Consider the following 20,689-nt stretch of genomic DNA (forward strand, 5'->3'; position numbering starts at 1 on the left):
CGCAGTTCCCCGCGCCCCTGAAGGGGCGCTCAGCTGGCGCCCCCGAAGGGGCGCGGGGAACTGCGCGGTCAACCCCCACACAGCCGCACCCGACCGGCGACCGGCCCGCATCACGACTCACCGAGCAGCCGTACCAGTTCGATCCGCGACCGGATCCCCAACCGGCTGAAGACACCCCGCAGATGGTGGTCGATAGTGCGCGGGCTGAGGTTCAGCCGGTCGGCGATCTCGCGGTTGGTGGCGCCGTCGGCGGCCATCCGGGCGACCATGTGCTGCTGGGCGGTGAGGACGGCCGCCGGGTCGGCGCCGGAGTGCGGGGTGGACGGCGTGCCGAGCGCGCGGAGTTCGGCGCGGGCCTGGGCGGCGCAGTGCGGGGCGCCGAAGGACTCGAAGGCCTCCAGGGCACTGTGCAGCCGGTCGCGGGCCTCGGTGCGGTGCCGGAGCCGGCGCAGGGCGCCGGCGAACAGCAGCTCGGTGCGGGCGCGTTCGAAGTCGCGGGTGCCCCGGGCGTGCAGGTCGAGCGCGGCGCGGTAGTGCGGGACCGCCTCGGCACCGGGGGCGAGCAGGGCCCGGCAGCGGGCGCTGAGGGCGAGGTCGTCGGTGCTGCGGACGGCGGTGGCCCAGCGGTGGTAGTCGGCGTGGGCGGCGCGGGCCACCCGGGTGTCGCCGGTGCGGACGGCGGCCTCCACGTAGTGCGGGGTGGCCAGGTGCCGGATGGCCCGGTGGCCGTGTCCGGGTCCGAACCCGGCGAGGGCGCGCAGCCGGGCGGCGGCGGCCGGGAAGCGGCCGTTGGTCAGGTCGAGGAAGGCGAGCGCCCACTGGGCGAGGGCGGCGGGCAGGCCGAGCCCGTGCGCGAGGGCGTAGGAGCGGACGGCCGCCGCGCGCTCCCGGCAGGCCCCCTCGTCGCCGGTGACGGCGGCGAACATGGCGAGCGCGGCCTGGAGGTGGCAGGCCCCGTTGTCCTGCCCGGTGGCGTGGGCCTGGCTCAGGGCCTCGTGGACGGCGGCCTCGGCGGCCCGGGTGCGGCCGGTCCAGAAGTCGGCGTAGGCGCGGAACTCCATGGCCTGGGCCGCCGTCGCCGGCAGGCCCCGGGCGCGGGCCGAGGCGGCGGCGCGGAGGGTGGCGGTCGCGGCGCGGGTGTGGTCGCCGAGCATCAGGGCGGCCATGCCGGAGTGGATCAGCAGCACGGGGTCGCCGCCGGGTCCGGAGCGGCCCGCGGCGCCCCTGAGGAGGACCCGGGCGTCCTCGTAGCGGCCTTCGACGGCGGCGGCGAGTCCGGCGAGGACGCCGGAGGCGGGGAGGTCCAGCCACCGGGCGAGGACATGGGCCTCCCGGCAGCGTCTCAGGTCGCCGGTGTAGACGGCGGCCTCGGTGGCGAGGGCGAGCAGTTCGGCCGCGTCGGCGGAACGTTCCTGCCGGACGGCGGCGGTGAGCAGGGCGTCGAAGGCCTCGGAGGCGTTGCCGGCCCGGAGGGCGAGGACGCCGTTGAGGGCGGCGTTGTCGGTGCGGGCGGCGAGGTGTCTGGCCCGGTCGGGCTCCCCGGAGCGCCAGGCGTCGGCGGCGGCCCGGGCCAGCAGCCGGGCCTGGGCGACCGGGTCCGGGCAGAGCTGGGCGGAACGTTCGGCGAGCGCGCGGGCCAGTGCGGGCCGGCCCTCGGCGCGGGCCCGGTCGGCGGCCACCCGGAGTTCGGCGGCGAGCCGGGCACTGGGGCCGAGCGCGGCGGCGCCCCGGTGCCAGGAGCGGCGGGCGGTCTCGCCCTTGCCGCCGAGCACCCGGGCGAGCAGCTGGTGGGCCGCGCGCCGGTCGGCCGGGGAGGCGGTCTCGTAGGCGGCGATCCGGGTCCAGGCGTCGCGGAAGAACACCCCGCCGGCGCTGGCGTGGGCCACCCCGGCGGTCTCGGCGGCGTCCAGCGCGCGGGTGTCGATCCGGGCGGCCGTGACCGCGCGCAGGAAGGCGTGGGTGGCGACCGGGTACTGGTCGGCGGCGGCCAGGAGCAGCAGCAGCCGGGTGTCGTCGGGCAGGGCGCGGTTCTCCCGGCGCAGGGCGTGCAGCAACCGCGGTGCGAGTTCGGCCGGTTCGACGGGCAGCGGGTCGACGCCCGAGGCCTGCCGTGCGGTGAGGCGCGGCACGAGTTCGGCCGCGGCGCGCTGGTCCTCGTATACGACACGGAGCACCCGGGCGCGGACGCCCTCGGGGAGCGCCGAAGCCGGGCACGGCCCCGCGTCGGTGGTCTGCGGTGGCGAAGTGCGGTCAAGAGGTGGGGGATTCACCGGTATCACCACACCAAAGACGTTACTGGCGAGTTAGTTGACTCGTAAAGACTGGCGACTTCGCCGATGCGGCGCGCGTAGACCTGTCCCGACACTCCTGAACAACCCCACCCGTTTCAGGAGGCATCATGCAACGCGCAAAGCGTCGCATCGCAACGGCTCTGTCGGCGATAGCCGGTTCGCTCCTTCTGTCACTCCCCCTGGCCACCACTCCCGCGCACGCGGCCAGCCACAACCCGATCGTGTTCGTGCACGGTCTGAGCAGCGACTCCAGCAGCTGGGACGACTGGATCGCGGACTTCAAGGCCGACGGGTACACCTCGTCGGAGCTGTACGCCTGGTCGTACGACTGGACGAAGTCGAACGTCACCACCGCCTCGCAGCTGTCCACCTACATCCAGTCCGTCCTCTCGACGACCGGCGCCTCGAAGGTGGACCTGGTGGTCCACTCCATGGGCGCGCTCAACAGCCGCTACTACCTCAAGAACCTCGGCGGAACCGCGTACGTGGACGACTTCGTGTCGGTCGCCGGGGTGAACCACGGGACGAGCGTCGCCTCGCTGTGCGGGTGGCTGTACACCTCCTGCAAGGAGATGACCACCGGCAGCTCCTTCCTGACCGCCCTGAACTCCGGTGACGAGACGCCCGGCAGCGTCACGTACGCGGCGTACTGGTCGAACTGCGACTCGGCGATCGACCCGGACAGCTCGGCGCTGCTGAGCGGGGCGACCAATGTCGGCGTCGGCTGCATCTCGCACACCGACATGAACAACGACTACGGCGTGTACCAGCAGGTGCGCGACTTCATCGCGTAGAACCCGTCGCGGGGGTGCGGCGGGCCCGTGCGGGGGACAATCACCGTAGACCTGCTTCCGTCTGGAGGTCTGGAGGTCGTCATGCGGCTGATGTCCCTCAGTTCCGGGGAACCGGTGCGGGATCCCGTCCACCACCCGCTGTTCGCCCGTTTCTACGCCCGCTGCAGCGTCGCCGCCGAGACCGGACTCGGCATGGCGGCGATCCGGGAGCGGCTGCTCTCCGGGCTGTCCGGGCGCGTGATCGAGATCGGCGCGGGCAACGGGCTCAACTTCGCGCGGTATCCCGGTGCGGTCGCGGAGGTCGTCGCGATCGAACCGGAGCGCACCCTGCGGCAGTTGGCGGCCGACGCCGCCGTGCGCGCCGAGGTCCCGGTGGACGTGGTGCCGGGCGCGGCGGAGGCGCTGCCGGTGAAGAGCGAGGCCTATGACGCGGCGGTGCTCTCGCTGGTGCTGTGCAGTGTCCGGGACGTCTCGCGGGCGCTCGCGGAGGTGCGGCGAGTGCTGCGGCCGGGCGGTGAGCTGCGGTTCTTCGAGCACGGCTCGGGCGGCGGCCCGGCGATGCGGTTCACCCAGCGGGCGCTGGACCGGACGGTGTGGCCGCTGCTGAGCGGCGACTGCCATCTGTCCCGGGAGCCGGTCGCCGAACTGCGCGCGGCCGGGTTCGAACTGGGTCCGTACCGGCGGGTGTCGCTGCCGGAGCACGGGCCCCGGCTGCCGTCCTCGTACTGTGTGCTCGGGGTCGCGCGCAAACCCCCGGAGTCCTGATCACAGGCTCCAGCGGCGCAGCTCCTCGGCGATGTCGGCCACGCTCGCCTGGCCGTTCTTGACCAGCCGGGCCAGATCGCGGACCTGCTCGGGCGAGGTGGCGACCTTGAGCCCGCTGGCGACCAGGTAGGCGTAGGCGACCGAGGCCGCGAACAGGGCGTTCGAGCGCTCCAGGGCCGGGACGTGGATGAGGAGCTGGAGCAGGGCGGCGGCGCGGGCCTGCGGGGAGTCGTAGACAGGGACGTCGAATATCTCGGCCCGGTGCCGTGCGACCGCCGCGATCAGCGCGCCCCAGTCGGTGACCTGCGGGTCCCCGGGGGTCTTCTGTTCGGCGAGCATGAGGAGCCAGGCGAGATCGATGGTCAGGTCGCTCAAGGGATCAGTGACGGCCTTCGGTCTTGTCAGACGTGTCGGTACCGTGCGTCTCGCCGAACTCCTCGGCGAAGACGGACTCGTACTGCTTCATGAAGTCGGCGGCGGCCTCGACGAACGTACGGCCCGCTTCACCCGTGTCCTGCATGACCAGTTCCTCTATGTAGCGGTTGACGCTCACTCCACGCGCGAGAGCGCGCTCGCGGGCCGCCTTGGCGGTGCCCTCGTCCACGCGCACGTTCAGCTGGGTCTTCGCCATACACCGAAGCTAGCGCCGGAACGCTAGCGACGGCAAGTGCGCATCGGAATCGAAAAGTGATACCGCCTGTGCGACGGGTCACACTACGCTCGACCCGGACAAAGAGGTCGTGCTAACGGGGAGGCAGTCGTGTCCACAGCAGCTGCGGAGGCACCCGCCGCCGAGGGGAGCGCGGCCCGCGCCCGCGGGCTGACCAAGGCCTACGGCGCGGGCGAGACGGCGGTGCTGGCGCTGGACTCGGTGGACGTGGACATCGCGCGCGGCCGTTTCACCGCGGTCATGGGCCCGTCCGGCTCCGGGAAGTCCACGTTGATGCACTGTCTGGCAGGGCTGGACACCGTGTCGGCCGGACAGGTCTGGCTCGGCGGCACCGAGATCACCGGTCTGAAGGAGCGCGAGCTGACGCGGCTGCGCCGGGACCGGATCGGGTTCATGTTCCAGTCGTTCAACCTGATCCCGACGCTGAACGCGGCCGAGAACATCACCCTGCCCATGGACATAGCGGGCCGCAGGCCCGACGAGAAGTGGCTGGACCAGGTCATCGACACCCTGGGGCTGCGGGACCGGCTCAAACACCGGCCCGCCCAGCTCTCCGGCGGCCAGCAGCAGCGCGTGGCCTGCGCGCGGGCGCTGGCCTCCCGCCCCGAGCTGATCTTCGCCGACGAGCCGACCGGCAACCTGGACTCCCGGGCCGGTCTGGAGGTGCTCGGCTTCCTGCGGGACGCGGTCGACCAGCTCGGCCAGACGGTCGTCATGGTGACCCATGACCCGGGCGCCGCCGCCCACTCCGACCTGGTGCTCTTCCTCGCGGACGGCCGGATCGTGGACCGGATGGAGAGTCCGACGGCGGACGCCGTACTGGAACGGATGAAACGGTTCGACGTGGGCCGCGGGTCCACGGGGACCGACGCGGGAGACGGATCCACGGGCCCCGAGGAGGACTGACCCGGTGCTCAAGGCGACCCTGCGCAGTTTCCTGGCGCACAAGGGACGGCTGCTGCTGTCCGCGCTGGCCATCGTCCTGTCCGTGGCGTTCGTCGCGGGCAGCCTGATCTTCTCCGACACCGTCACCCGCACCTTCGACCGGCTGTTCGCCTCCACCTCCGCGGATGTGACCGTGGAGCCGAAGGAGGACCTCAAGTCGTCGGTGCCGACCGGCGCCGTCCAGACCGTGCCGGCCGCGCTGAAGGACCAGGTCGCCGAGGTCGACGGGGTCGCGGACACGCACGCGGACGTGTCCGTGCAGAACATCGTGGTGGTCGACAGCCACCACAAGTCGGTCGGCCCCACCACCGGCGCCCCGACCATCGCCACCGACTGGTACCTCACCCCGCGCAGCCCCGTGAAGCTGACCTCGGGGCACGCCCCGCAGGGCGCCGGCCAGGCGCTGCTCGACGCGGACACCGCGGACAAGAAGCACGTGCGGATCGGCGACACGCTGACCGTGCAGGCCCAGCCCGGCACCTTCGAGGTGGAGATCGTCGGCATCGCCACCTTCACCACCACCAACCCGGGCGCCGCCCTGGTCTTCCTCGACCCGTCGGTCGCCGCGAAGGAACTGCTGGGCTCCGCCGCCAAGGCCACCAGCATCTCGGTGGACGCGGCGCAGGGGGTCACCGACGCCGAGCTCAAGAGCCGCGTCGGGGCGGCGATCGGGACCGGCACCTACGACCTGAAGACCGCCGACGAGCAGGCCAAGTCCTCGGCCGCGGACCTGGGCGGCTTCCTCGACGTCATCAAGTACGTGATGCTGGGCTTCGCGGGCATCGCCACGCTCGTGGGCGTCTTCCTGATCGTCAACACCTTCTCCATGCTGATCGCCCAACGCACCCGTGAACTGGGCCTGTTGCGGGCCCTGGGCGCCGACCGGCGGCAGGTGCGGCGGTCCGTGCTCACCGAGGCGATGCTGCTCGGGCTCGTCGGCTCGACGCTGGGTCTGGGCGCCGGGATCGGGCTGGCGTTCGGGCTGATCAAGCTGATGAGCGCGTTCGGGATGAACCTCAAGGCCACCGAGATGGTCATCGGCTGGGGCACGCCCGTCGCCGCGTACGTGGTGGGGGTCGGGGTCACCTTCGTCGCCGCGTATCTGCCGGCCCGGCGCGCGGCCACCGTCTCCCCGATGGCTGCGCTCGCGGACGCCGAGATCGCCGGTGTGGGCAAGCCGTTGAAGGTGCGGGCGATCGTCGGCGGGGTGGTCGGCGCGCTCGGGGCGGCGGCCCTGGCCGGCTGCGCGACGGCCACGAAGACCGCCTCCGCCGCCTCGCTGCTGGGCCTCGGTGTCGTGCTGACCCTGATCGCGACCGTCATCGCCGGACCGCTGCTGGTCCGGCCCGTGATCCGGGTCCTCGGCGGCGCGTTCCCCGCCCTCTTCGGCCCGGTCGGCCGGATGAGCCAGCGCAACGCCCTGCGCAACCCGCGCCGTACCGGTGCCACCGCCGCCGCGCTCATGGTGGGCCTCGCCCTGGTCGGCGGGATGTCGGTGGCCAGCGCCTCCATGTCCAAGTCCTTCGACCAGCAGATCGACAAGACGCTGGGCGCCGACTTCGTCATCCAGAACAGCAACTTCCTGCCGTTCACCCAGGAGATCACCGACAAGGTGCGCGCCACCGACGGCGTGGGGCTCGTCGTACGGCAGCGGTTCGCGGCCGTGGCGGTACGGCTGCCGGACGGCAGGCGGATCACCACGACGGCCGCCGGGTACGACCCGCAGGTCGACGACGTCGCCCATGTGGCCTACAAGGGCGGTGACACCGCCGCCGCGCTGGCCGCCGGCAGCCTCGGCATGGACGCCACCTTCGCCGCGGACCACAAGGTCCGGCTGGGCAGTGTGGTCCCGGTGGAGTTCCAGGGCGGGAAGACCGCCGAGATGAAGGTGGGCGCGCTCACCGACCAGGACGGCAGCGGCGGCTTCGGCACCCAGGGCGGGCTGTTCTTCGGGATCGGCACCGTGGAGAAGTACGTCCCGGGCGGCCAGGACTCCTCGCTGTACGTCAACCGGACCGCGGGCACGAGCGCGGACCGGCTCCGCGCGAACCTGGAGCGGACCCTCGCCCCCTTCCCGCAGGTCCAGGTCCGTGACCAGGCCGACTACAAGAAGCTGGTCCACGACCAGATCGCCGTGCTGCTGTACCTCGTGTACGCGCTGCTCGGCCTCGCGATCGTGATCGCGGTGCTCGGCGTGGTCAACACCCTCGCCCTGTCGGTCGTGGAGCGCACCCGGGAGATCGGGCTGCTGCGCGCGATCGGGCTGGCCCGGCGGCAGCTGCGCCGGATGATCCGGCTGGAGTCGGTGGTGATCGCGGTGTTCGGCGCGGTGCTGGGGCTCGCGCTCGGCCTGGTGTGGGGCGTGTGCGTCCAGCAGGTCCTGGCCCTCCAGGGCATGAAGGCCCTCGCGATCCCCTGGGGCACGATCGTCGCGGTGGTGATCGGCTCGGCGGTCGTCGGCATCGTGGCGGCCCTGCTGCCGGCACTGCGTGCATCGCGCATGAATGTGCTGGCGGCCATCGCGCACGAGTGATGGAATCCGGCGGAGGGCTCGAACCGCCGGCTGCCGAGGAGAGTTCATGCCGCGTCCGTTCCGCTTCGGGGTCAACCTGCTCACGTCCGCGCCGGCCGACGAGTGGCGCGCGAAGTGCCGGCGCGCCGAGCAACTCGGGTACGACGTGATCCTCGTCCCCGACCACCTCGGCATGCCGGCGCCCTTCCCGGCGCTGGTGGCGGCGGCCGGGGCGACCGAGCGGCCGCGCCTCGGCACGTTCGTGCTCAACGCGGGCTTCTGGAACCCGGTGCTGCTGGCCCGCGAGGTGGCGACGACTGCGGAGCTGACCGGCGGCCGTCTCGAACTCGGGCTCGGCACCGGCTATGTGCAGGCCGAGCACGACCGGGCCGGGCTGCCGTTCGGCTCGCCGCGCGAGCGGGTGGACCATCTGCGGCGCACGGTCGAGGAGCTGCTGAAGCCGGACGGGTACCGGGTGCCCCTGCTGATCGGCGGCAACGGCGACCGGATGCTGCGGCTGACCGCCGAGCACGCGGACATCGCGGCCTTCGCCGGGGCTCGCCTGGTCCCGGGGAACACGGAGGGCCGGCTGGAGCCGGTCGCGGCGGCGGAACTCGACGAACGGGTGGCCCGCTACACGCAGTGGGCGGCGGGCCGCGCGGAACCCGCGGAGCGGAACCTGCTCCTCCAGCTGGTGGCCGTCACCGACGACCCGGCGTCCGTGCTGGGCCCGCTGCTCGGCCGGCAGCCCCAGCTCACCCTGGAGCAGGCCCTGGACCTGCCCGTCATCCTGGTCGGCACCCTGGCGGAGGTCACCGGGCGGGTGCGGGGGCTGCGCGAGCGGTACGGCATCTCCTATCTGACCGTGCTGGAGCCGTACATGGAGGCGTTCGCGCCGGTGCTGGCCGCGCTGTCCGCATAGTGGAAACGCGGGTTCCGCGCGGGCGGTCGTGATGGGATCGCCGTATGACCGACCTGCGTGTACGGGCCGCGACGCCCGACGATCTGGACGCGGTGCTCGCCTTCTGGAAGGCGGCGGCCGAGGGGACGAGCATCAGCGACGACCGGGGCGGGGTGGACCGCCTGGTCGCCCGGGACCCCGAGGCACTGCTCCTCGCCGAGCTGGACGGTGAGCTGGTGGGCACGGTGATCGCCGGCTTCGACGGCTGGCGCTGCCACCTGTACCGGCTGGCGGTGCACCCGGAGCGGCGCCGCCGGGGCATCGGGTCGGCGCTGCTGGCGGCCGCCGAGGAGCGCTTCGTACGCCTCGGCGGGCGGCGCGGGGACGCGATGGTGCTGGTGCGCAACGAGACCGCGCACCATGCCTGGCGGGCGGCGGGGTACGCACCGGAGGAGAAGTGGCGGCGGTGGGTGAAACCGCTGACGGAGACCACCGAGTGACTCGCTTTGCCGATCCTTTACCATTGAGGAGTCATTCCGTATCCCGGTCTCCTCGATGAAAGGTGTGTGAGCGTCCGCCCATGGGCGAGCCTCCCAGTTCTCCGTACCGACAACACCGCGCGGTCCCGTCCGCCCTGTCCGATCATGGGACGGAGGTGACCCGATGACCGAAGTGCTCCTCCTGCTGGTGGCGATCCTGCTGTCGCTCGCCTGCGGTGCCTTCGTCGCGGCCGAGTTCTCGCTGACCACGGTCGAGCGCGGCGAGCTGGAGCGGGCCGTGGCGCGCGGCGAGCGCGGGGCGGCCGGTGCCCTCAAGGCCGTACGGAACCTCACGTTCCAGCTCTCGGGGGCCCAGCTCGGCATCACGGTCACCAACCTGGTGGTCGGCATGCTCTCCGAGCCCTCGATCGCCAAGCTGCTGGCCGGTCCGCTGGAGGCCGTGGGCCTCGGGGCGTCGGCGGCGAGTTCGCTGGCGCTGGTGATCGGCACCGCGCTGTCCACGGTGTTCCTGATGGTCGTGGGCGAGCTGGTGCCCAAGAACTGGGCGATCTCCTCGCCGCTGGCCGTGGCCAAGCGGGTGGGCAACGCCCAGCGCTGGTTCAGCGCGGCCTTCCGGCCCTTCATCACCCATCTGAACAACACCGCGAACCGGCTGGTCCGGCGCCTGGGCATCGAGCCCGCCGAGGAGCTGGCCTCCGCGCGCGGGCCCCAGGAGCTGGCCGCGCTGGCCCGGCACTCGGCCCGGCAGGGCGCGCTGGAGGCGGACACCGCCGAGCTGTTCGTGCGCACCCTGAACCTCGCCGACCTCACCGCCGAGAACGTGATGACCCCGCGCGTCCAGGTCGTCGCCCTGGAGGTCAGGGCGACCTGCGAGGACGTGGCGAACGCCACCCGTGCGACCGGTCTGTCCCGCTTCCCGGTCTACCGGGACAGCCTGGACTCGGTCGTCGGCACCGCCCACATCAAGGACATCCTCGCCCTGCCCACCGACGAGCGGTCCCGGACCCGGGTCGCCCAGGTGATGCGCGAACCGCTGCTGGTACCCGAGTCCCTCACCGTCGACCGCCTCCTGGACCGCCTCGGCGGCCGACGCACCATGGCCGTCGTCATCGACGAGTACGGCGGTACGGCCGGGGTCGCCACCCTGGAGGACATCGTCGAGGAGGTCGTCGGCGAGGTCCGCGACGAGCACGACCCGCACGAGACCCCCGACCTCGCCCCCGCCGGCGCCGACGAGTCGGGCCGCGCGCTCTACTCGGCGGACGGCGCGGCCCGGATGGACCAGCTCGCCCGAGTGGGCCTGCGGGCGCCCGAGGGGCCGTACGAGACGCTCGCCGGGCTGGTCGCCGCCGAGCTGGGCCGGATACCGGAGACCGGGGACGGGGTCGAGGTCGCCGGGTGGCGGCTGGACGTGGTGGACGCGGCGGGGCGGCGGGCGGCCCGGGTGCTGCTGCACGCGCCGCTCGCCGACGAGTCGGAGCAGGAGGGGCAGCGGTGACCGCCGTACAACTGCTGATCGGGTTCGCGACGCTGGTCGTGAACGCGTTCTTCGTGGGCGCCGAGTTCGCGTTGATCTCCGTGCGCCGCTCCCAGATCGAGCCGCACGCCGAGGCGGGCGACCGGCGGGCCAAGAGCGTGCTGTGGGGGCTGGAGCACGTGTCCGCGCTGCTCGCCGCCGCCCAGCTCGGCATCACGCTGTGCACGCTGGTGCTGGGCGTGGTCGCGGAACCGGCGATCGAGCACCTGCTGGAGCCGGTGTTCCACGCGGTCGGCGTGCCCGAGAGCGCGGGCCATGTGGTGTCCTTCGTGATCGCGCTGATCCTCGCCACCTATCTGCACATGCTGCTCGGCGAGATGGTGCCGAAGAACGTGGCGCTGGCCGAGCCGGTGCGCAGCGCGCTGCTGCTCGGCCCGCCGCTGGTGGCCCTGTCCCGGGCGCTGCGCCCGGTGATCTTCACCATCAACGCCTTCGCCAACACCCTGCTCAAGCTGCTCCGGGTGGAGACGAAGGACGAGGTCTCGGCGACCTTCACGGACACCGAACTCGCCGAGATCGTCAAGGACGCCGGCGAGGCGGGCCTGATCGACGACCGGGCGCGGGAGCGGCTGCACGACGCCCTGGAGCTGGGCCGCCGCCCGGTACGGGACGTCGTCGTGCCGCTGGAACGCGTCGTCTACGCCCGCGTGGGCGTCACCCCGGAGGAGCTGGAGCGCCTCTCGGCGGAGTCCGGCTTCTCCCGCTTCCCGGTGGTGGACGAGGGCCGGCGGATCGTCGGCTACCTCCACGTCAAGGACGCCCTGGACGCCTCCCCCCGCACCGAGGCCTTCCGGCTCCGCGACATGCGCCCCATCGCCCGCGTCCGCGCCGACACCCCGCTCGACGACGTACTCACCGCGATGCGCGGCAGCCGGACCCATCTGGCCGGCGTACTCGGCGACGACGAGCGGCTGGCCGGTCTGGTGACGATGGAGGACGTACTGCGAGAGCTGTTCGGGCAGCACGCGTAGGCCCCGAGCCCGGGCGCGGGTGAACCGCGCCCGGGCCGGAGCGAAGCGCGAATCGGCGGGCGAGCGGGCCGCGACCGGGCGGGAGCAGGCTGCGCGTGAGACGGGTGCAGGGTGGAGGGGGAGCGACCGACCGGCGGGTATGAGCCTCGGGATACCATTTGCGTCGCCATGCACAAGAACCCGGTGCCTCCCGCACACTCCAGCCTGGTCGCGATCGGCGACTCCTTCACCGAGGGCATGTCGGACCTGAACCCCGACGGCTCCTACCGCGGCTGGGCCGACGTCCTCGCCGGACGGATGGCCGCCCGCACCCCCGGCTTCCGCTACGCGAACCTCGCGGTGCGCGGCAAGCTGATCGCGCAGATCGTCGAGGAGCAGGTGGACGTGGCGGTCGCGATGCGGCCCGACGTGATCACGCTGGTCGGCGGCCTCAACGACACGCTCCGGCCCAAGTGCGACATGGGCCGGGTCCGGGAGCTGCTCACCGAGGCGGTGGAGCGGCTGGCGCCGGCCTGCGAGCAGCTGGTGCTGATGCGCAGCCCCGGCCGCCAGGGCCCGGTCCTGGAGCGTTTCCGGCCGCGCATGGAGGAGCTGTTCGCCTGCGTCGACGAGCTGGCCGCACGGCACGGCGCCCTCGTGGTCGACCTGTACGGCGCGCCCTCGCTGGCCGACCCCCGGATGTGGGACGTGGACCGGCTGCACCTGACGGACGAGGGGCACCGCCGGGTCGCCGAGGCGGTCTGGCAGACCCTCGGCCACGAGGCCGAGGACCCCGAGTGGCGGACGCCGCTGCCGGCCACCCCGCCGCCCGGCTGGGCCGCGCGCCGGATCGCGGACGCCCGCTTCACCAAGCAGTACCTGCTGCCGTGGATAGGCCGCCGCCTGACCGGCCGCTCCTCGGGCGACGGCCGCGCGCCGAAGCGGCCGGAGCTGCTGCCCTACGAGGCGTAGCGGCGCGGGCCGGTTCCCGGCTCGGCACTGAGCCGGGCAAAGCCTTCTGGGTCACCGCTACGGGCGACACAAGCGGGGAGGGCCGACGTACGGAGGACGGCCGTCACTGAGCTCACTGGATCGGGGTGTCGGGCGGGGGAAGCTGGACGGTGCGCTCGCGATCGACGGATGCGACGCCGTCGACCAGCTCCAGGGCCGGTATACGGTCCTCCGCGACGGTGCCGGTGAGCGTACCGAGGACCGGCTGCTCGCCCGTGACCGTGAGCCCGGCCCGCCGCAGGGCCACCACCACCGCCGCGAACCGGTCGGGGTCCACCGCGAGGATGACCCCGACCGGCGCGGACTGGGTCGACTCACTCACGGGGCCTGCAGCAGGCCCGCGCCGACGTCCCGGACGGGCTGTGCCAGGGGGAACGCGCCTGATTTCAGGCTCGCCACGAGATCGGCCGCGGAAGCGTCGGGGCCGGCCTCGGCGAGCAGGGCGAGGACGCCCGCGGCGTGCGGCGTGGCCATGCTCGTGCCGCTCATGGTCTGGTACCCGCCGCCCGGAGCGGCCGAGCGCACGTCCCTGCCGGGCGCGGCGATGTTGATCTCACCGCCCTGGCCGTTGATTTCGCCGTTGGAGAAGAACGACGGCGTGATCGATTTGTCGAGCGCGGCTACCGCGAGGATGGAGGGACAGTTGGCGGGTCGGCTGACCGGCAGAATGCTCGAAGGCCGGTTGCTGTCGTTGCCCGCGGCGGCGACGATCACCGTCCCGCGCTCGAGTGCGCGCTGGGCCAGGATCTCGTAGGTCTGCGGGAACAGCTCACCGGGTTGGACCCGAGCGCCGAGCGACATGGAGATGACCCGTGCGCCCCGGGCGATGGCCCAGGAAATACCCGCCAGGATCTGGCCGTCGGCACCGCTGCCCTGGTTGCTGAGGACCTTCCCGGCGAGGATCCGAGCGTCGCAGGCCACGCCGTAGCGGGGTCGCTGCTGGGGGTCTTTCGGACCGGCGACGGTGCCGATGCAGTGGGTGCCATGGCCATGACCATCCTCGACCGCCTCGCCGGCCACGAAGGACATCGTGTCCTCGACACACCGGACCAGGTCCGGATGGGTGATGTCCACGCCGGTGTCGAGGACAGCGACCTTCACACCGCGTCCGGTCAGGTGGGACAGGTTGGCCCGGATCGCCTGCAGGCCCCAGGTGAAGCTCTGCTCGTCCAAGGCCGGGCCCTGGGCGGCGGCGATTTCGGCTCTGGTGTGGCGAGCGACCACGTCCTCGTCGCTGCGGTAGGCCGGGAAGAACTCGGTCGGTGCCTGCTGCGGGGCGGTGATCGGCAGGGCGTACACCATGCGCTCCGGTTCCGCCGCGATGATCGACGGCTCTGCCTCGGCCGTCGTCACGAGCGTGTGGCGTAGTTCGGGCCGTACCTCGACGACGGCGACTCCGAGTTCCTCGAAGTGCACCGAGACGTCGGGGCGTTCGAGGAGTTCGGCGACGTTCGTGACCTCGGTGCCCCGGACACGTTCGACAGGCGCGATGTCGGCGGCGGAACTCAGGGCGTTCAGGCCGCTCTCCTGGTTGCCCGGGTCGAGCAGGACCACGTACCGACCGGTGTACTCCGCACCGTGGCCCGTGACGGGGCCATTGGGCTGATCGGGTTGCCCAGTGAAGACACGCCTGCCCATGGGTCCGTTCACCATTGAATTTCCCGCTCTCTGTGTGCTTCCCGGTGTGTGGACGCGCGGTGATTCACGGACTGACAGGCGCCACGGGTGGGGAGGCGCGGTTCGTTCGCGCCTCGGCGCCTAGGGCCGTGGCCTGCAACGCCGTCCACTGCCGGGTCGTCGGCATCCCCCTGTTCAGACCGTGGCATCGGGCATGGAGGCCCGCAACTCAAGCCTGCCACCCACGGCGGAAGGCGGCGCCCCGCCTGTCGACCGAATGCCCCCTGTTGCATCGGGTGATCGTGCGCCTGCGGGAAGTCGGCTTCACACTGCCTGTCCTGTCTCGAAGTTGGTGGTCGCTCGCCGCTCCAGGTGGGAGGTGGATTGCGCCTTCGTGGACGCCGAGGGTCCGGGCGGCCTCGAGCACGGTGGTCCTCGGATCCGGTGCGGTCGTTGCGCTTTCTGTCGCGGCGTCCGCGATCAGTGTCCGCGGCAGGCGCTTGCGGTCCTTGGCGGTGATCACCGGCGATCGCCGCAGAGACGGATCGGCTGCGGCTTGCGCCGTCTGAAGGAGGCCAGGCTGGGCGGTGGCGACAAGGCGACCTGGATGCCGCGCCGCGACTAGATGCGCTGATAGAATGCACACAAAGACCCCAGATCGCCCTTGTCTGCAGTGCTCATCGGCAGCAGCCGTATGAAGGCGAACACACTCGACAGGGCCAGGTAGGGCAGTCGCGACAGCACTGTCCGTCCGAGAACGAGCGGGGTCGTGCGGGTGGAAACGCGTCACCGGACGCACCGGAAACCCTCAATCAAGCTTCAGCAGACTCATCTTGGCGGGGCACGCCACCGCGCAGCCCTTGCCAGAGAGAGGAAGTCTGAGATGACAACGACGACCGCCAACATCAAGCAGGCACTGCCTCCGAGCATTCAGGCAACGATGGCGCTCGGAGACGAGCACGCCATCCAGATCATCGAGTTCTTCGACGGTACGAAGGCGATCGTGGAGAGCGGTCGCGCGATCGACCAGGTTCCCGCCACTCCGGGCGAGGTCGAGGGACCGCCCGACGCCGGGAAGCAGGCGAGTGGCGAACGGGCCGGCGCCGGTGATCCGTCGGTGCTCACCACGGACGAGCAGGTCTGGTTCCGGAACACGTTCTGCAACGGCGCCCAGGCGTGTCTGCAGGGTTGGGACTGGGCGACCTGCGGGACGGATCGCGCTGTGGGTTTCGGAACAGGGATCGCGATGGTGGGTCGCGAGGGGTCGCACAACGCCACCCTCTTCGTCGACATGTGGCAGTGCAACGGCCAGGAATGCTTCTGGGTCCAGAACTGGCAGGGCACGGTTGTTCCGGGACACTGGCTCTCCGTGAACACGAACGCGCCCGACCGCAAATGGCTGCGGTGGCGGCTCGAAGGCGCCGGAGGTGACACCCAGGTCAGTCTGGCCGCCAAGTACTGACCGAGTGTCATACCGCGCGGGCCGGTTCCCGGCTCAGTGCTGGGGGCTGGCCCCGAAGGCCGTCACCGTGAGGAAGCGGATCGGCAGGGCGACGAGGCGTTCGGGGCCGTGCGGGGCCTCGCCGTCGAACTGGAGGGCGTCGCCGGGGCGCAGGGTGTAGCTGGCCTTGCCGTGGCCGTAGACCATCTCGCCCTCCAGCATGTAGAGCAGCTCGGTGCCGCCGTGCTGGAAGAGCGGGAAGACCTCGCTCTGTTCGGTGAGGGTGACCAGCAGGGCGTCCATCCGCTTGTGGGCGCCCCGCAGCGAGCCCAGCTGGGCGTACTCGTGGCCGACGCGGCTGCCGCGCCGGACGATCCGGGCGCCGTGGCCGGCCGGCACGAAGACGGCCTCCCGGTCGTCGTCCATGCCCCGGAACAGGGCGGTGACGGGGACGTCGAGACCGCGGGCGAGGCGCGAGAGGGTGGTGAGGCTGCACGCCGTCTGGGCGTTCTCGATCTTCGACAGCATGGCTTTGGAGATCCCGACGCGCTGCGCCATCTCCCCGACCGAGACCCCCGCCGCCTGCCGGTACTCACGGGTGCGGACCGCGATGATCCGCTCCAGTGCCTTGTCGTCGAAGTCGTCGCTGCCGCCGCCGTCGCCGTCGTCTCCGTCTGTGTGCTGCTCGGTCACCGGCGCATCCTAGCCCGCACGTTCGAGCCGGAACCGCGGCTGGGGCCCGGCCCGGCCGGTCGCCAGGTCGGCCGCCATCGCCCCGATGAGCGGGGCGAACTTCGCGCCGTGCCCGGAGCACGGCGAGACGATCACGAACGGCCCGTGCCGGTCGAGTACGAAGTCCTCGTCGGGGGTGATGGTGTAGAGGCAGGTCGCCTCGGCGACCGGGGCGGGGTCGAGCCCCGGCAGCCGGTCACGCACGAAGCCGCTCACCCGGCTCCGGGACGCGGGGTCGACCACCCCGCTGCGCGTACGGGCCGTCGTGGGCGTGCCCCGGTCGTGCTCGGCCACCTTCATCGCCGGGAGGAAGCCCCCGTCGCTGCCCGACGGCAGCCCGAAGACCTGCATGTCGGCGTCCTTGGTGACCAGGATCGGCCAGCGCTCGCCCGGGTCCCGCTGCCGGAAGTGGAAGACCTGCTGCTGGGTGACCCGCAACGGCGGGAGCGCGAGCGGCAGTCCGAGTTCGGGCAGCCAGGCACCGGCCGCGATCACCACGGTGTCGGCGGTGCGCTCACGGCCGTCGTCGGTACGCAGCAGCACCGCGCCGCCCGCGACCGGCTCCAGGCCCACGACGCGCACGCCGATCACCGCGTCCGCCCCGTGCTCCACCGCCCCGCGCACGCAGGCGGCGACGGTCTCGTCGGCGTCCAGCACCCCGGCGCCCGGGTGGTACAGCGCCGGACCGGTGAACCGGATGGACGGCCAGCGCTCCCGGGCGGCTTCGGCGCCGAGGAGTTCGTACGGCACTCCGGCCGCCGCCAGGACCTCGGCGAGGCCCTCCGGGTCCCGCCCCTCCCCCAGGTCGAGCCCACCGGTGGTCCGCAGCAGGGGGGTCGAGGTGTCCTCCTCCAGCACCCGCCACTCCTCGCGCGCCCGCCCGGTCAGCCGGACGTAGAAGGGGTCGGCGTAGGCGTGCCGGAAGATGCGTGAACTGCCGTGGGAGCTGCCCCGCCTGTGCCCGATGTCGTACGCCTCGATCAGGGTGACCGGGTGGCCGCGCCGGGCGAGCTGCCAGGCGGTGGCCGCGCCCATCAGCCCGGCGCCGACGACCGCGATCACAGCCCGGCCCCCGGGATCCAGTCCGTGCCCGCCAGCGGGACCCGGGCCATGGCGGCGGACTCGATGGTGAGCGCGACCAGATCCTCGGGTTCGAGGTGCAGCAGGTGGGCCTTGCCGCAGGCGCGGGCCAGGGTCTGGGCCTCCATGGTCATCACCCGCAGGAAGTTGGCGAGCCGCCGGCCGCCCTCGACCGGGTCGAGCCGGGCGGCGAGTTCCGGGTCCTGGGTGGAGATGCCGGCCGGGTCGCGGCCGTCCTGGTAGTCGTCGAAGTAGCCCGCCGCCGACCCCAGCCGCCGGTACTCCTCCTCGTACCGGGGGTGGTTGTCGCCGAGCGCGATGAGCGCCGCCGTACCGATGGCGACCGCGTCCGCCCCCAGCGCCAGGGCCTTCGCCATGTCGGCGCCGGAGCGGATGCCGCCCGACACCACCAGCTGGACCTCCCGGTGGACGCCCAGCTCCCGCAGCGCCCGCACCGCCTGGGGCAGGGCGGCGAGCGTCGGGATGCCGACGTGTTCGATGAAGACGTCCTGGGTGGCCGCCGTACCGCCCTGCATGCCGTCGACCACCACGACGTCGGCGCCCGCGTGCACGGCCAGCTTCACGTCGTAGTACGTCCGGGTCGCGCCGACCTTCACATAGACCGGCTTCTCCCAGTCGGTGATCTCGCGCAGTTCGAGGATCTTGATGGCGAGGTCGTCGGGCCCAGTCCAGTCGGGATGCCGGCACGCGCTCCTCTGATCGATCCCGACCGGCAACGTCCGCATCCCCGCCACCCGTTCGGTGACCTTCTGCCCGAGCAGCATCCCCCCGCCCCCCGGCTTCGCCCCCTGCCCGAGGACGACCTCAATGGCGTCGGCGGCCCGCAGGTCGTCCGGGTTCATGCCGTACCGCGACGGCAGGTACTGGTACACGAGGTGCTTCGAGTGCCCGCGCTCCTCAGGCGTCATCCCGCCGTCCCCCGTGGTCGTCGACGTACCGACCTCACTCGCCCCCCGCCCCAGCGCCTCCTTGGCCTGCGCGGAGAGCGCCCCGAAGCTCATGCCGGCGATGGTGACGGGCGTGGCGAGCCGCAGCGGGTTCTTGGCGTGCCGGGCACCGAGCACGACGTCCGTGTCACACCGCTCCCGGTAACCCTCCAGCGGATAACGGGACATGGAGGCACCGAGCAGCAGCAGATCGTCGAAGTGCGGCAGCCTGCGCTTGGCCCCCCACCCCCGGATGTCGTAGATCCCGGTGTCGGCGGCACGCTGGATGGCATGGATGGTGGCGCGATCAAAAGTGGCGGACTCACGCAGGCCATGGGATGCGGGTTCCAAGGTTCAGCTCCTTTGAGTACGGCGAGTTGTGTCTTTAGGGGCGCGAGGCGTTATCGATTTGCGGCTACCGCCGCGCGGGCGCGACCAGCCCCCACCGGCCCGCAGCCGACAACGGCCCTAATACGCACCCGAGTTGTCGATCCTGAAGTGATACAACTCCCTGGCCGAGCCGTACCGGCGAAACTCCCCCGGCTCCTCCTCCCGCTCCGCCGCCTTCAACAACTCGCCCAACTCGGCGAGATGCTCACCCCGCATCTCCTTCTCCACACAGTCCGCGCCCAGCGATTTGACCCCACCCCTCACATAGATCCGCGCCTCGTACAGCGAGTCCCCCAGCGCCTCCCCCGCGTCCCCGCAGACGACCAGCCGCCCGGCCTGCCCCATGAACGCACTCATATGACCGACGTTTCCACCGACCACGATGTCCACGCCCTTCATGGAGATCCCGCACCGCGCCGACGCGTCCCCGTCGATCACCAACAGCCCCCCGTGAGCCGTGGCCCCCGCCGACTGGGAGGCGCTCCCCCGTACCCGGACCGTCCCGGACATCATGTTCTCGGCGACCCCGGTCCCCGCGTTGCCGTGCACGGTGACCGTGGCGTGCTGGTTCATTCCGGCGCAGTAGTAGCCGACGTGGCCCTCGATGTCGACGGTGAGCGGTTCCCGGATGCCGCAGGCGACGGCGTGCGCGCCGCGCGGGTTCAGCACCCGCCAGTCGTCGGCCCCGGCCGCGTGCAACGCCCCGTTGAGCTCGCGCACCGGCGTCGTCGCCAGGTCGATCAGCGTCGCCATACGTACACCTCTTCCGGCTCGGGTTCGAAGATGCGGGCGTTCTCGATGCCCGGCAGGACGTCCAGCGCCCGGTACTCGGAGGCCATCGCCACCCAGTCGGCGGTCTCGGCGACCAGCGCCGGCTTGCAGGCGATGGCGTCGCGGACCACCGCGAAGGAGTCGCCGGTGGAGACCAGCAGCGTGTAGAAGCCGTCGAACCGCTCGCACAGCAGCTTCAGCGCCTTCTCCAGGTCGGCGCCCTGGGCGAGGTGGTGCGCGACGAACCGGGCGCCGACCTCGGAGTCGTTCTCGCTGTCGAACTCGACGCCCTGGGCGCGCAGTTCCCGGCGGATGGTGGCGTGGTTGGCGAAGGAGCCGTTGTGCACCAGGCACTGTCCTGGCCCCACCGAGAAGGGGTGGGCGCCCTCGGGGGTGACCGCCGACTCGGTGGCCATCCGGGTGTGTCCGACGCCCTGCCAGCCGGTGACGCCGGCGAGCCCGAAGGACTTGGCCAACTCGACCGGGTTCCCGGTGCCCTTGAGCACGGCGCAGCCCTCTCCAGAGCCGATCACCCGGGCGTGGGGCAGGAGTTCGGCCAGCCGGGCGGCCTCCGCGTGGACGACGGTCGTGGCGTCGGCGTCGTAGGCCACCGCGCCCGGCAGTACCGTCTGGACCTCGGCGGCCGAGGTGCCGAGCAGGGACACCACGCTCTGCCCGGGCGGGGACAGCCGCGGGTCGCCGTAGACGGCGACGCCCGCCGAGTCCGGGCCCCGTTCGACGACCTGTCCCAGCATCGCGGCGAGCAGTTCGCCGAGCCGGGGTTCGAGGGCGGGCTCCCGCAGATGGAGCCCGACGATTCCGCACATACCGAGTC

Annotated in this window: 20 protein-coding genes; 10 read left to right on the forward strand and 10 right to left on the reverse strand. The window is 72.3% G+C overall.

Annotated features, from left to right (window positions below; translation table 11 throughout):
* Positions 1–110: 110 nt before the first annotated feature.
* Positions 111–2,282: a LuxR C-terminal-related transcriptional regulator gene (locus ACIPSJ_RS43590; RefSeq protein WP_401354507.1), complete on the reverse strand. Its 2,172-nt coding sequence runs from the start codon at positions 2,280–2,282 to the stop codon at positions 111–113.
* Between the two features lie 116 nt (positions 2,283–2,398).
* On the opposite strand from ACIPSJ_RS43590, the gene ACIPSJ_RS43595 reads away from it, so the two are divergent.
* Together ACIPSJ_RS43595 and ACIPSJ_RS43600 are read left to right on the forward strand one after the other, a co-directional pair.
* On the forward strand, positions 2,399–3,085 hold the full coding sequence (locus ACIPSJ_RS43595; RefSeq protein ID WP_365689837.1) for a triacylglycerol lipase: 687 nt from the start codon (positions 2,399–2,401) through the stop codon (positions 3,083–3,085).
* An 81-nt stretch (positions 3,086–3,166) separates the two neighbouring features.
* Positions 3,167–3,850 carry a class I SAM-dependent methyltransferase gene (locus ACIPSJ_RS43600; RefSeq protein WP_401354510.1) on the forward strand — a complete coding sequence of 228 codons (684 nt, stop codon included), beginning with the start codon at positions 3,167–3,169 and terminating at the stop codon, positions 3,848–3,850.
* Here the strand turns inward: ACIPSJ_RS43600 and ACIPSJ_RS43605 are convergent, their stop codons facing one another.
* Both ACIPSJ_RS43605 and ACIPSJ_RS43610 read right to left on the reverse strand, forming a co-directional pair.
* On the reverse strand, positions 3,851–4,225 hold the full coding sequence (locus ACIPSJ_RS43605; RefSeq protein ID WP_359219537.1) for a fic family toxin-antitoxin system, toxin component: 375 nt from the start codon (positions 4,223–4,225) through the stop codon (positions 3,851–3,853).
* A gap of 4 nt (positions 4,226–4,229) precedes the next feature.
* Positions 4,230–4,481, reverse strand: a complete 252-nt coding sequence (locus tag ACIPSJ_RS43610; RefSeq protein ID WP_355726538.1) for a toxin-antitoxin system HicB family antitoxin — start codon at positions 4,479–4,481, stop codon at positions 4,230–4,232.
* A 129-nt stretch (positions 4,482–4,610) separates the two neighbouring features.
* On the opposite strand from ACIPSJ_RS43610, the gene ACIPSJ_RS43615 reads away from it, so the two are divergent.
* The 7 genes from ACIPSJ_RS43615 to ACIPSJ_RS43645 all read left to right on the forward strand — a co-directional run bounded on the left by ACIPSJ_RS43615 (position 4,611) and on the right by ACIPSJ_RS43645 (position 12,837).
* Positions 4,611–5,426 carry an ABC transporter ATP-binding protein gene (locus ACIPSJ_RS43615; protein WP_359219539.1) on the forward strand — a complete coding sequence of 272 codons (816 nt, stop codon included), beginning with the start codon at positions 4,611–4,613 and terminating at the stop codon, positions 5,424–5,426.
* A 4-nt stretch (positions 5,427–5,430) separates the two neighbouring features.
* Complete coding sequence (locus tag ACIPSJ_RS43620; protein ID WP_401354514.1) at positions 5,431–7,998, forward strand: ABC transporter permease; 2,568 nt, start codon at positions 5,431–5,433, stop codon at positions 7,996–7,998.
* 46 nt (positions 7,999–8,044) lie between these two features.
* Positions 8,045–8,899 (forward strand): TIGR03621 family F420-dependent LLM class oxidoreductase, encoded by an 855-nt coding sequence (locus tag ACIPSJ_RS43625; protein WP_401354516.1) that lies wholly within the window; start codon positions 8,045–8,047, stop codon positions 8,897–8,899.
* A 44-nt stretch (positions 8,900–8,943) separates the two neighbouring features.
* A complete protein-coding gene (locus ACIPSJ_RS43630) occupies positions 8,944–9,378 on the forward strand; it encodes a GNAT family N-acetyltransferase (RefSeq protein ID WP_359219545.1) in 435 nt (144 codons plus the stop codon).
* Between the two features lie 163 nt (positions 9,379–9,541).
* On the forward strand, positions 9,542–10,876 hold the full coding sequence (locus ACIPSJ_RS43635; RefSeq protein WP_359219546.1) for a hemolysin family protein: 1,335 nt from the start codon (positions 9,542–9,544) through the stop codon (positions 10,874–10,876).
* Entirely contained in the window at positions 10,873–11,886 is a 1,014-nt protein-coding gene (locus ACIPSJ_RS43640) for a hemolysin family protein (protein WP_401354521.1), read from the forward strand. Before ACIPSJ_RS43635 ends, ACIPSJ_RS43640 begins: the two co-directional genes overlap by 4 nt.
* Positions 11,887–12,054: 168 nt before the next feature.
* Positions 12,055–12,837: an SGNH/GDSL hydrolase family protein gene (locus ACIPSJ_RS43645; RefSeq protein WP_401354523.1), complete on the forward strand. Its 783-nt coding sequence runs from the start codon at positions 12,055–12,057 to the stop codon at positions 12,835–12,837.
* Between the two features lie 112 nt (positions 12,838–12,949).
* Here ACIPSJ_RS43645 and ACIPSJ_RS43650 read toward each other — a convergent pair whose 3' ends face one another.
* Together ACIPSJ_RS43650 and ACIPSJ_RS43655 are read right to left on the reverse strand one after the other, a co-directional pair.
* Positions 12,950–13,198, reverse strand: a complete 249-nt coding sequence (locus ACIPSJ_RS43650) for a hypothetical protein (protein ID WP_401354526.1) — start codon at positions 13,196–13,198, stop codon at positions 12,950–12,952.
* Positions 13,195–14,430, reverse strand: a complete 1,236-nt coding sequence (locus ACIPSJ_RS43655; RefSeq protein ID WP_401354528.1) for a S8 family peptidase — start codon at positions 14,428–14,430, stop codon at positions 13,195–13,197. Before ACIPSJ_RS43655 ends, ACIPSJ_RS43650 begins: the two co-directional genes overlap by 4 nt.
* Before the next feature lie 946 nt (positions 14,431–15,376).
* On the opposite strand from ACIPSJ_RS43655, the gene ACIPSJ_RS43660 reads away from it, so the two are divergent.
* Positions 15,377–15,955 carry a hypothetical protein gene (locus ACIPSJ_RS43660; RefSeq protein ID WP_359219554.1) on the forward strand — a complete coding sequence of 193 codons (579 nt, stop codon included), beginning with the start codon at positions 15,377–15,379 and terminating at the stop codon, positions 15,953–15,955.
* A 33-nt stretch (positions 15,956–15,988) separates the two neighbouring features.
* On the opposite strand, the gene ACIPSJ_RS43665 is transcribed toward ACIPSJ_RS43660, so the two are convergent.
* The 5 genes from ACIPSJ_RS43665 to ACIPSJ_RS43685 form a co-directional block, all read right to left on the reverse strand.
* A complete protein-coding gene (locus ACIPSJ_RS43665) occupies positions 15,989–16,558 on the reverse strand; it encodes an XRE family transcriptional regulator (protein ID WP_359219630.1) in 570 nt (189 codons plus the stop codon).
* A 78-nt stretch (positions 16,559–16,636) separates the two neighbouring features.
* On the reverse strand, positions 16,637–17,728 hold the full coding sequence (locus ACIPSJ_RS43670; RefSeq protein WP_401354530.1) for an FAD-dependent oxidoreductase: 1,092 nt from the start codon (positions 17,726–17,728) through the stop codon (positions 16,637–16,639).
* Positions 17,725–19,044, reverse strand: a complete 1,320-nt coding sequence (locus ACIPSJ_RS43675; RefSeq protein ID WP_359219558.1) for an FMN-binding glutamate synthase family protein — start codon at positions 19,042–19,044, stop codon at positions 17,725–17,727. The genes ACIPSJ_RS43670 and ACIPSJ_RS43675 overlap by 4 nt, the downstream gene beginning before the upstream one ends.
* 117 nt (positions 19,045–19,161) lie before the next feature.
* Positions 19,162–19,836: a glutamate synthase gene (locus tag ACIPSJ_RS43680; RefSeq protein WP_401354534.1), complete on the reverse strand. Its 675-nt coding sequence runs from the start codon at positions 19,834–19,836 to the stop codon at positions 19,162–19,164.
* Positions 19,824–20,681 (reverse strand): glutamine amidotransferase, encoded by an 858-nt coding sequence (locus ACIPSJ_RS43685; RefSeq protein ID WP_401354536.1) that lies wholly within the window; start codon positions 20,679–20,681, stop codon positions 19,824–19,826. The genes ACIPSJ_RS43680 and ACIPSJ_RS43685 overlap by 13 nt, the downstream gene beginning before the upstream one ends.
* Between the last annotated feature and the right edge of the window lie 8 nt (positions 20,682–20,689).

The organism is Streptomyces sp. NPDC090088 (genome assembly GCF_044747345.1).
Lineage (GTDB): Bacteria > Actinomycetota > Actinomycetes > Streptomycetales > Streptomycetaceae > Streptomyces.